The organism is Oribacterium sp. NK2B42 (assembly GCF_000424445.1).
GTDB lineage: Bacteria > Bacillota > Clostridia > Lachnospirales > Lachnospiraceae > Oribacterium.
Genome location: NZ_AUJX01000014.1, coordinates 71,884 through 83,855 on the forward strand (window position 1 = coordinate 71,884; position 11,972 = coordinate 83,855).

5 protein-coding genes are annotated in these 11,972 nt (G+C 41.9%); 4 read left to right on the top strand and 1 reads right to left on the bottom strand.

Going from position 1 to position 11,972, the window contains the following annotated elements; all coding sequences use genetic code 11:
* The first annotated feature begins 223 nt into the window (after window positions 1–223).
* The 4 genes from G625_RS0106485 (at window position 224) to G625_RS0106500 (ending at window position 7,439) form a co-directional block, all read left to right on the top strand.
* Complete coding sequence (locus tag G625_RS0106485) at window positions 224–2,476, top strand: RelA/SpoT family protein (protein ID WP_029200472.1); 2,253 nt, start codon at window positions 224–226, stop codon at window positions 2,474–2,476.
* Between the two features lie 19 nt (window positions 2,477–2,495).
* Window positions 2,496–3,173: an MBL fold metallo-hydrolase gene (locus tag G625_RS0106490; RefSeq protein WP_044931879.1), complete on the top strand. Its 678-nt coding sequence runs from the start codon at window positions 2,496–2,498 to the stop codon at window positions 3,171–3,173.
* Window positions 3,174–3,394: 221 nt separating this feature from the next.
* Window positions 3,395–5,230, top strand: coding sequence for a coproporphyrinogen III oxidase family protein (locus tag G625_RS0106495; protein ID WP_044931862.1), 1,836 nt, complete (start codon window positions 3,395–3,397; stop codon window positions 5,228–5,230).
* A 214-nt stretch (window positions 5,231–5,444) separates the two neighbouring features.
* Window positions 5,445–7,439, top strand: coding sequence for a sensor domain-containing diguanylate cyclase (locus tag G625_RS0106500; RefSeq protein WP_029200475.1), 1,995 nt, complete (start codon window positions 5,445–5,447; stop codon window positions 7,437–7,439).
* Window positions 7,440–7,698: 259 nt separating this feature from the next.
* Here the strand turns inward: G625_RS0106500 and G625_RS0106505 are convergent, their stop codons facing one another.
* Window positions 7,699–11,364 (bottom strand): AMP-binding protein, encoded by a 3,666-nt coding sequence (locus G625_RS0106505; protein ID WP_029200476.1) that lies wholly within the window; start codon window positions 11,362–11,364, stop codon window positions 7,699–7,701.
* Window positions 11,365–11,972: the final 608 nt, after the last annotated feature.

Here is an 11,972-nt window from a genome sequence, read left to right on the forward strand (position 1 = left end):
GGTAAAGAGCCAAATATTATTAAAATTTACTAAAATTGCGTAAGATATTAAGTGAATGTTCAAACAACAAACATATTTTTGAATGTTCAAACAACAAACATATTTTTTGACAAGAACATTAACAAATAGTAAAATTAAACTTTGCTAAAATATTTGAATAAGTACTGAGTAAAGTTAAGTGTGGCAGGAAATGATGAAAGATTTCAGGCCACGGGAGAAAAATATGACTGAAGAAGTAGTATTGGAAAGACCTGCAGATAATACGCCGCCTGAGGAATTATATGAAAGTCTCATAAAGACTATTAAGTCCTACCATCCATCGGGGGACCTCAGCATGGTGGAGAAGGCCTATAGGGTCGCAAAAGAACAGCATAAAGACCAGAAACGTAAATCGGGTGAACCTTATATCATTCACCCTATTTGTGTTGCCATAATCCTTGCTAATCTTCAGATGGATAAGGAAACCATAGTTGCAGGTCTTCTTCATGATGTTGTTGAAGATACAGGAATGACTCTGGATGAGGTTTCCAAGGAGTTCAACCCGGATGTGGCGCTTCTTGTGGATGGTGTTACAAAGCTGACTCAGTTGAACCTGAATACTGATAAGGTTGAGATGCAGGCTGAAAACCTTCGCAAGATGTTCGTATCTATGGCAAAGGATATACGTGTTATCATCATCAAGCTTGCTGACCGTCTTCACAATTTACGTACCCTTGAATATCAGACTCCTGAAAAGCAGAGAGAAAAAGCCAGAGAGTCCCTGGAGATATATTCGCCTCTTGCAGAGCGTCTCGGTATCAGTAAGATAAAGATCGAGATGGATGACCTGTCTCTCAAATACCTCGAGCCGGACGTTTATTATGATCTTGCAGCCAAGGTTAATCTCAAGAAGGAGGCCAGAGAAGAAAGAATCAAAAACATCGTTACGGAGGTTTCTTCCCATATCACAGAGGCAGGTATCGATGCGGATATCAACGGTCGTGTTAAGCATTTCTTCTCAATATATAAAAAGATGGTCAACCAGAACAAGACCATCGATCAGATATATGACCTTTTTGCGATCCGTATCATTGTTGATACAGTAAGGGACTGTTATGCATCATTGGGTGTTATCCATAAGATGTATACACCTATTCCGGGACGCTTTAAGGACTATATCGCCATGCCTAAGCCCAATATGTATCAGTCCTTACATACAACGGTTATAGGTCGTGACGGCGTGCCCTTTGAGATCCAGATAAGAACCTTTGAGATGCACCGTACCGCTGAATTCGGTATCGCTGCACACTGGAAATATAAAGAGTCCGGTGGATCAAAGGAAAGTGTAGCCCAGGATGAAGATGTTAAGATGAACTGGCTCCATGAGATCCTTGAGTGGCAGAAGGATGAGTCTGACTCCAAGGAATTCATGAATATGGTCAAGTCGGATCTTAACCTGTTCAATGAAAATGTTTACTGCTTTACTCCCTCTGGTGATGTAAAGAATCTTCCGGCCGGATCCTGCCCTATTGATTTTGCTTATGCGATACACTCTGCAGTCGGCAATAAAATGGTAGGAGCAAAGGTTAATTCAAAGCTTGTTCCTGTGACCTACAAGCTCCAGAACGGCGACAGAGTTGAAGTCATTACTTCCCAGAATTCACACGGACCAAGCAGAGACTGGCTTAAGATCTGTAAATCCACTCAGGCAAAGAATAAGATCAATCAATGGTTTAAGCATGAACAGAAGGATGAAAACATTGACCATGGTAAAGAACTTCTGTCAAATTATGCCAAGTCCAGAGGTTATAATCTCAGTGAGCTCACAAAACCTGAATATATAGAAGGAGTTATCAGAAGATACAGCTACATCGACTGGGAAGCGGTTCTGGCTTCTGTCGGAAGAGGAGGTATCAAGGAATCACAGGTAGTTGCCAAGCTTATAGAGCTGAAAAACAAAACTGAGGAAACCAATATTTCCGATGAGGATATCATTCAGAATCTTGAGGGCATGACCAAGAAGCCTGAGATCATACGCAAGTCAAAATCAGGAATAGTTGTTAAGGGTATTCATGATCTGGCTGTTCGTTACGCTAAATGCTGTTCGCCTGTGCCCGGTGATGAGATATTAGGCTTCGTAACCAGAGGCAGGGGTATCACTATCCATCGTACCGACTGCATTAATATGATGAACCTTCCCGAGGACGAGAAGGCCCGCCTTATCGAGGCAGAGTGGCAGAAGGATATCACGGGTGAAACCTATGCTACAGAGCTTGAGATCTATACCACCAACAGAATGGGACTTCTGGTTGATATTTCAAAGGTTCTTTCTGATTCAGGCATAGACATCAAGGCTCTTACCTCAAGAGTCGGAAAGAATGAAAAGGCAACCATAACAGTTTCCTTTGATATACACAATAAGGAGGAGCTTAAGACTCTTGTCAGCAAGATTTATAAGATAAGAGGTGTTGTTGATATCGTCAGAGCACAGGGATGAGGGAGCTCCGGGAGGAAAAATGCTTAAGATTTCAAAATTTGTCACAGGTCCTTTGGAGACAAATGTATATTTTTTGATTGATACAGATACGCATAAGTGCGTTATCATCGACCCTGCTGACAATGCTGACCATATCATAAATATCATTGATAATGAGCTTCTGGCAACACCTTTGCTCATTCTCCTGACACATGCACATTTTGATCATATGACAGCGGCAAAAGAAGTTGCGCAGCATTATGGCATAGGGATCAGAGTCAATGCTTTGGACGAGAGTCATATGCAGGATCCGGAAAAGAATTTAAGCAAACGGTTTTATCAACCGGTAAGTTTCCTTCCTTCCGAATATGATACTTTTAAGGATGGAGATACCCTCAGGCTTCTTGATAGAGATATAAAAGTCATAGGTACTCCGGGACATACTCCCGGATCCAGCTGCTTTTTCATAGAGGAGGGTCTTTCTTACACTCCTAACGGTGCGGCTGAATCAAAAATCTGTCCCGTTCTTATAGCAGGAGATACACTTTTTCAGGGTTCCTTCGGGAGAACGGATTTTCCCGGAGGTTCAGAGGAAGAGTTGTTTAAAAGCATAAAAGAGAAGCTTCTGGTACTTCCTGATAACACTTCGGTTTTTCCGGGACATGGACCACAGACAAGTATTGCCCTGGAAAAAAGATATAATCCTGCGGCATATTGATCGGATATTATATGATGCACCCATTTAAAAAGCTGCCGTGAGTATACTGACTTCCATAAGCAACAGATGTCTTTTTCCTATGGGTTAGCTTATGACGGCCAGACTGTACCGTGTGATAGTTCAGCCGATGTATACTGGGGACGGAGTTAGTGGGACATTTTTCATGAATGGCTCACTGGCTTCGTCCCCAGAGTTCTTTTTTAGATAGGAGGATCTTGGTTTTGATCAGATTAACATTAGATAAAGCGGCAGAAAGTTTTGAACAGGACATAAGGGAGCTTATACAGGAGTTTTATCCGGGGGAGGATTTCGAGATAAGAAGCGAAGAGGGTGTTCATTTTACAAACACCACCAAGGAGGAGAAGAATGCTCTTAAGCAGGCCAAGGCCACAGGGGAGAATGCTGAAGTAAACAGGAAATCCACAAAAAACAGGGCAAAAGAGGCCGCAGAGATAACACCAGAAGGTGTACATGATGAAAAGATAAGATTTTCCTTTGAAGTATCAGCTTCAGATATGCCTCTCACAGGAGTAAGAAAAGACGATAAATCGGTAATCAAAGCTGAACTTTACGATACGCTGGTGGGCATGACAGGTAAAACTCTTCCATGGGGAGACCTGACAGGCATACGACCTGTTTCATTGGTGAGTCCTATGGTGGAAGCCGCCATAGAAAAACATAAAGAACATAATGGAAATGATTCCGGAATTGATCTGACAGAATCTGAAATCAGAGACATTAAAGCCGAACTGACAAAAGAATATTGCATCGAAGGTGAAAAGCTTGACCTGATGACAGACATAGCATTAAGAGAACACAGAATCCTTAACCGTATTTACGATATGACCGGAAGAACCTACAAGGAAGGCTGGAGCCTCTACATTGGCATCCCTTTTTGCCCCACAAGATGTCTGTACTGCTCATTTTTAAGTAACACAATATCCGCCTGGGAAAAGAGACTCCCGGAGTATATGGAAAATCTCCGTAAAGAGATCAGGTATACGGTTTCTGAAATGTGTGGAAAATACAGGCGACCCCTCCAGACCATATATATCGGAGGAGGAACCCCCACTGCACTTGATGAAAAGTGGCTCAAGGTACTCATGGATATGGTTCATGAGGAGTGCGGTTCTGCCAATGTTTCGATTTTGAACAACATAAGCTCTCAGGAACATGATTGGAAAAATACAGTTACAGGTATGTCCGGTATCGTGGAGTTTACCGTAGAGGCAGGCAGACCTGATTCCATAACAAAAGAAAAGCTTCAGATACTCAAAACTGCCGGAGCAGACAGGATTTCCGTCAATCCCCAGACCTTCAATCAGAAAACTCTCGATCTCATAGGAAGAAAACACAGTGCTTCATCAGTGATAGAAAAGTATGAGCTTGCGAGAGAAGTTGGATTCGAAAACATTAACATGGACATCATACTGGGGCTTCCCGGAGAGAAGCTCCCTGAGGTGACACATACTTTGTGTGAAATCGCCAAATACAAACCTGACAGCCTCACAGTTCACAGCCTTGCCATAAAACGTGCCGCAAGACTCACTCTTGAAAGAGATTTCTGGTCAGGCGTTTATCGGGCCGGAGATGAAAATGAGATACTGGCGGAAACAAGACTTCAGGAGGAATCAGAAGAAATCCCTTCAGTTAATAGCAATAGCTTATCGAGTGGTTCGGCTTCTGAGGGCGCAAAAACCGGATTCAGATATCCCGAGATCACCCGTATGATGATGGCAGCTTCCTATACAGCTGAAGTCCTTAACCTGAAACCTTACTATCTGTACCGACAGAAAAATATGGCCGGAAACCTGGAAAACGTGGGGTACTCAAGAGAAGGAAAAGAATGCCTCTACAACATACTGATGATGGAAGAAAAACACACCGTCATCGGCTGCGGAGCCGGTTGTTCCAGTAAATTCGTCCTTCCCTCAAAAGACGGCGACCCTGAGCATAAACGCGTTGAACGCTGCGACAACGGCAAGGATATAAAAACCTACATAGAAGATGTAGATAAATTTATCCGGAGAAAAGGTGAACTTTTCTCTCTGATGTAGAGAAACAGTCCGGTTGGAGTATTAGTAAGCAAGAGCCGAAGCAACCCTGTTTTAAACAGATGCCCTCCGGCTCCGGCGTTTTCATGCCCCCGGCTGAACTGTAATAGTGACCAAAGTTGTACATTGATCATGATTTATCACTAATAATTTAATCGTAGATGTCGAGATATAACTATGTATATTGTTTGTATATTTTTGTCAGGAGTATCCGGTTATGGAATATTTAGAGACAACAGCTGAAAAAAAGCTTGATGATATATTGGCAGAAAGTAAGGGCAGGTATGGAGCTTCCAACCTGATAATGTTTATTACCGCAGAAGAATTACATAAAGCTTCTGAAAGGATATATGCAAATTTCCCCGGGATTGATGTCATAGGCTTTCATTCCTTCATGTTCCGCCATGGCTCAGTTGATTCGGAAGGAACAGTGCTGATCATATTTGATAAGCATTCCCCTGATTACGCTTTTCAATTCGGCATCATCAACGGACTCAGTACAAATCCCATAAAAAACGTGCTTTCCATCCAGAAGCAGATAGAAGAGCTGGATCCCGGCGAAGATGACACAGTTTGTTTTGAATTTTGTACCGGCAATGAAGATCATTTGCTCACCTCCCTGAATTCCATGATAAAGGATCATGGCATCCTGGCTTTTGGTCTCACTGCTGTCGGTCAGGAGCTGGCAGACCAGAGCTATGTTTTTTATAATGGTTTATATTTTGATGATGCTTGTATATATGTGATGATAAAAAATAATCTCGGAAGGATCATCACTTACTCACAGAATATTTATACCCCTCATGAAGATGGTCAGATTTATATAGCTACGAAGGTAGATAAAGAGACACAGACTCTTCTGGAGCTTAACGGACGTCCTGCCGCAGAGGTATATTGTGAGGATCTGGGACTGCCCATAGAGGAAATTGAATCGGCATTTCCCTATCATCCTCTCTGTAAAACTGTAGGGGAGAAAACCTTTCCTGTTTCAGTAAGGCAATGTATAAAAGACGGGGGACTTAAGCTTTTTAAACAGATAAATCAGAATGATATGCTTTTTATATCAGACCTTGGTGATTATAAGAAAATAATCAATGATCATTTTGAAAATTTAAAGAAAGAAGTACCCTCTGAATCAACAATATTCTCCATAGATTGTATTTACAGATATATACTGTTTGAAAATGAAGACAAGGTAGACTGGTATGCCGATCTCCTGAACAGGGCAGGGGCGAATAGCCTGGGTGTAATGGGAGCCGGTGAACAGTATGATCTCCAGCATTGTAACCAGACAATGATCAGTGCTGTTTTCGTTCATGATAAAAATTGGAAAAAGAAAGAGAAAGAGGCTGCTTCTAAATCATCAGGCTCGCTTTTTTCATCCTTTTCATATATCAGTGATGAAGATACAGGAATTGAAAAATCTCTAAGTGAGAGAATATATCCTTTGGATCATATGATCAATTACATCAGGAACAAAAAGGATAATATAGTTCAGGAAGAAACCTCCATGCTGAGTAAGATCGTTTCAGGACGCTATGATATGAAAAAAACTCTGGCAGCCGGTAACGATCCTGAAAAAATCTATGAGATGGTTAAAAAACTCATCGATGAAGGTCGGGATATGGCAGATACGCTTGCAACCATAAACCTTCATATAGAGGATATCGGCAATATGCTGGATCAGACCCAATACCTGATAAATGATGTGGTATATACGGATGGACTGACAGGATTAAGAAACAGAACCTTTTACAATAATCTCGGAAACAATATTTTTTCGGAAGCAGAAAGCAAGAACGGTATGTCTATGGCTTTTTTTGATATTGATGATTTCAAACACTTCAATACTGATTATGGTCATGATTTTGGAGATGAGGTTCTTAAAAATCTGGCTCAGGAGATAAAACGATTCTTTATTACGGATACCAATATCCATATCATCAGGATGGGTGGGGACGAGTTTATGGTACTTAACCCATCGGCTCTATCCTATGAGACCTTTGTTGACCGTATGGATAAGCTTAGGGAGTATATTTCAAAATACCGGGTGGAGCATGATGGTATGAAAGCAGGACTTACCTTAAGCATAGGCATGGCTGATTCTGTAAGGGACGACATACAAAATCTCTGGAGTCTTTACAGAGTTGCCGATATGAGATTATATGAGGCTAAAGGCAGGGGTAAAAACACTGTGGAGGCTTTTACTTAGTGCCGGTTTTAATTTCTTCTGTGTGTCATATATTACGGATTGAAAAAAGTGTTTAAGGATGAGACATATACATACTATTTAGTGCTTCACAGTAACAATTCAGCCGTGACATATTAATTCGCAAAAACGATAGGATATAATTAGTTTCATACACCATGAGATAATAACAATTTAGCCAGGACGTGATTAAATCAAGAGTTGGAGGGTAGCCATTTAAAGCGATACGGTTTTAAATGGCTACCCTCCGGCTCTGTATTGATCATTTACCCGGTTTATACGCACTCGTCAAGTTTACAACCGCAGGAATCATATCGTCACCGGCAGTTGTACCAGCGTAACTTCTGAGACGATTAATGAAGGAATCCTGATCGGTTTCAACATTCATTACAAGCCTCATCTCTCGGATATTCTGATCAAACTCAAGGAATGAGTGACACTTCTCTATTGTAGGAAGCTCCTCAAGAGCATGTTCAAGAGTGCCGAGATCATAGTACTTACGGCCCTTTGAACCATCAGTGAGTACAACACGTCCGCTGTTCTCAAGGAAATCTATGCGTCCGTCAATCATGATTCTGGCGATAACGCCTGTATCATAAAGCTTTCCTTCACGCCATGGATCATTGATGACCTCCTTGCTTTCAACAGGAGGAACATCCTTTATAAAGAGTTTACCCCATGCGCCAAAAGGCTTCTTTGAGTAGTGGTCGTCAAGGATGTAAACCTTTACCTTGTCTGAGCTTGGAAGCTTGATAAGTTCCTTTCCGGCTTCGGCATTAAGCTCTCCGACTGTAACACTGTATAAGTGCGGATAAGCCTCATCCGGAAGGTGGTATTTAACCTTACGGGCACTTGGCTCAGAGGTGAAAGCATTAAGCACAGACTCATAGCATTCAAGGAAGAGTCTCAGCTGATCCTCATCAAATCTGTTCTTCCAGAAACGAAGTTCCACACGGTAGCCAATGTTGTCTTCATGCACATTCATGTGGAATGGAAGAGAGTCGAGCTGCAGGTGTACAGGCTTTGCAGGAAGTCCACCGATCTCAGGAATGTATACGATATCACCCTGATACTGGAAGAACATCTCGCCCTCACGACTAAGTGCGATAGGACTCTGCATTGAATCCATGATCTGCTTACCCATACGCTTCAGGAAAGTGTTGGAGGTTTCGTGAGGTATGCGCTGTGAGCGGAGATAATAGGTCTTAAAGAGACATCCGCAAAGTCTTCTCCAGCGTCCATCGGTACGTCCTGAGTGGATACTGCAGGTAGTTACGTCATCTTCTCCTGAGAAAAGTCCAACCGTATAGTTGAAGGAGGTCAGGAAGAGAACATTTTCCGAAACACCGTTAAGCTTACAGAAGTTCTGTATCTTTCTCTTTGAGGTCTTGTCAAAACGCTTACGGATAACACCCTTATCAGCGTGGTTCAGATCCTCTTTATCCTTCTTGTTGAGAAGAGAACGCTCCAGCTTGTAGCCCTTCATAAGGTTACCGTAATAATCAGTACCCTTACGTACACCGCCGTCCTTTATCATCTGGCAGTCATCCAGGATGTAGTCATAAACAGTATAAACTTCTTTTTCAACAGGCTTTCCTGCATAAGCACGGTTCACATCCTCGAGAAGTATGTTCATACTTATTCCGTCACCCATGATATGGCTCACATCAAAGAGCATAAACTTACGGGTTTCGGTTCTGTAAAGGCTTATATGATAAAGCTTGTCCTGACCGTCATACTTGAAGGCCCGGAGAAGGCTGTTCTCGGTTTCCTGCCACTTATCATCAGGTACATCGATGATAGGAACATCAGGCTCCCAGTCATCATGACGGTATAATGCAAGATAATGGGTCTCGGGATCAGGCTGTATCATTCCCTTTACACCCGGATGGGCGTTGATTGTTTCAACAATAGCTGCCTTAAGTCTTTCAAGGTCAATGTTTGGATCCAGTTCAAAAGTGAATGGAAGATTTCCTGTTGTATTTCCGGGGATGACATATGCAAAATACATCATCATGCCGGTAAGAGGATACTTGTCCTGATAAGGATGAACTTCCATGCCCTTGGTTACACCAAGGAAGTCATCCAGCTCCTTAACAGTATGGTTGTTAAGGATATCCTGGTAGCTCAGGATCTTACCCATCTGAGACTCAACCTCTTCGATAAGCTGGATACACGCCATGGAATCCATTCCGGCTGCAAAGAGGTCAGTAGTTATACCGATCATATCGTTGTCGATAAGTCCGGAAATGATCTCAATAAGCTTCTTCTGGTTCTCGTTCTCAGGTTTAACGATGACATCCTTCTGATTTACAACGTCCTTACGCTCAGCCTGAACCTTGCTTCTGATGATCTTTCTTGAAGAGGTCTTCTCGAAAGGTTTATTTCTGATAACAACATCGGAAATTCTTGCAAATGTTGGAAGCTCCTGATTATGTGTTGTTACAAGCTCCTTTACGGCAGCCTTGATATCCTTTATGCCATTATTGTCGGCATATTCAAAGTTAGGATATACCTCAGCGATGATCTGGTCATTTTCTTCCAGAGCAACGATATCAGTTACCAGCATGTCTCCGTCGAAAAGGTTTTCGATGGTCTCGGGAGAAACATTTTCACCGTTTGACAGGATGATGAGATTCTTTTTACGACCTGTAAGGTAGATGAAATTATCCTCATCGATACGTGCAAGATCTCCGGTTCTCAGCCATCCGTCCTCGGTAAAAGCTTCCTTTGTGGCCTCCGGATCTTTATAATATCCCATCATTACAGACGGACCCTTAACCTGAAGCTCACCTTCAACGAGACGGGTCTGGCAGTTTCTTACTACGATACCGACACTGCCGCGTTTTTCCGGACGATCATAGACAGGAACAGCGATTTTAGGAGAGTGTTCGGACATTCCGTAACCCTGTCCAACCTGAATGTTGAATCCTGCCAGGGATTCCATAAGTTCAGGAGCCAGGAATCCGCCGCCTCCTACAAGCTTATGTAATCTGTCACCAAGAACCTCCTGGCGCACAGAGTCAATGGACCATTCCGGATGCTGCTTCTTTGTCTGATGAAGACGGTTATTAACCAGCTTAAGCATCATCGGAACCATTCTTATGGAAGTAGGACGGAAAAACTTGATGTCTTTGAATAATTTCTGGAGTGAAGTTGAAACTGCAAGAGAGGAACCGTAACGTAAAAGACCGAAAACGTCTCCGTTCAGGCAGAATACATGGTGTATGGGCAGAACATTAAGAACGATCTCATGGTACTGATCCCCCAGAAGATCATTACAGAATACGTTATCAATAAGGTTTGCGTTGGAAAGCATTACACCCTTAGGTTCCCCTGTTGTGCCGGATGTAAAGAGGAGGATACCGCAGTCCTCGCTTCTGGACTTGTCTGTAAAACCGGTTCCTGTATAAGTCTTACGGATTGTAGATACACTGTCCTGATTATTTATATTCTGGATACAAATGAATTTCTTAACACTGGAATTGTTCTCTTTAAGATAAGATACCTGTGAGATGTTTTCAAAATCATAAAAGAGCACATCTATGTCAGCCTTGTTGACATTTCTCAGAAGATCCTGAGCAGAAAGCTGAACATCAAGTGGGGTAACAACTCCGCCTGCACCGTTAACACCGAAAAGTGCGGCAAGATAATTGAAGCCGAGACGTCCGTAGAAGCCTGCATGCATGGCGTGACCAAGGGATTCCGTCTCCTGGGAAGCCCATTCACCTACTCTTTTTGCGGCATCAAGAAGATCTCTGTAACTTCTTTCATATACAGTATCCTCGTGTGCCCAGGTAAGGAACATCTTGTCATTAAAAGCCCTTGCTGCGTTTTCGAGAAGCTGGTACAAACTGTGAGTTTCTTCGAAACGTACTTCAGGGTAACCTGCGTTATCGATGACGATCTGGTCATAATTGTAATCCATTTTACTCTCCTTTTCAGATCAAATACTTTGATCAGGTGAAATTGTTAAAAAGAATCAGCATCCAATATGAATTTAAGTTTTGCCTTAATTCCTGTTCAAGTTAATGAACATAATGTTCAAAATGTGTTCATTAACCACGAGTAAAATTATATCAAAAAATTTAACTATTGAACTAGGAAAAACCTACTAACATTTTAGATTAATACTTGAAAAATTGGAACATTCTACACAAAATATTAAAAATTGAAATTAAAACATTGTATACACTCAACCAAATTTGGTTACTGTTCACACCCCTACTATTTCATATTGTTAAAAACGCTGAATTTAAAAATATATTTTTCAAAGGATCCGAGACGCTGTTGTGGACAGCCTCTCGGATTTTTTAAATTAACTCCTATATCATCTGTGTAATCCACAATTCGCGGTTTATTCTGGTACATATGTCAGAAAATGTGGAAATCCATGTCCGATTTTTTTCGGTTTCTGACGAATCATAAGCTTATACACATGTCATTTTGACGGAATGTCAAATCCTTGAAATTCGCGTAAAATCGAGCTTTTTGCTATACTTTTTTCAGGAGAAACAGTCATGGGAAAACAGGAAG

Excerpts from the sequence above, each read along its gene's own strand:
- G625_RS0106490 (WP_044931879.1), top strand. The coding sequence starts at position 2,496 with ATGCTTAAGATTTCAAAATTTGTCACAGGTCCTTTGGAGACAAATGTA.
- G625_RS0106505 (WP_029200476.1), bottom strand. The coding sequence starts at position 11,364 with ATGGATTACAATTATGACCAGATCGTCATCGATAACGCAGGTTACCCT.
- G625_RS0106500 (WP_029200475.1), top strand. The coding sequence starts at position 5,445 with ATGGAATATTTAGAGACAACAGCTGAAAAAAAGCTTGATGATATATTG.
- G625_RS0106485 (WP_029200472.1), top strand. The coding sequence starts at position 224 with ATGACTGAAGAAGTAGTATTGGAAAGACCTGCAGATAATACGCCGCCT.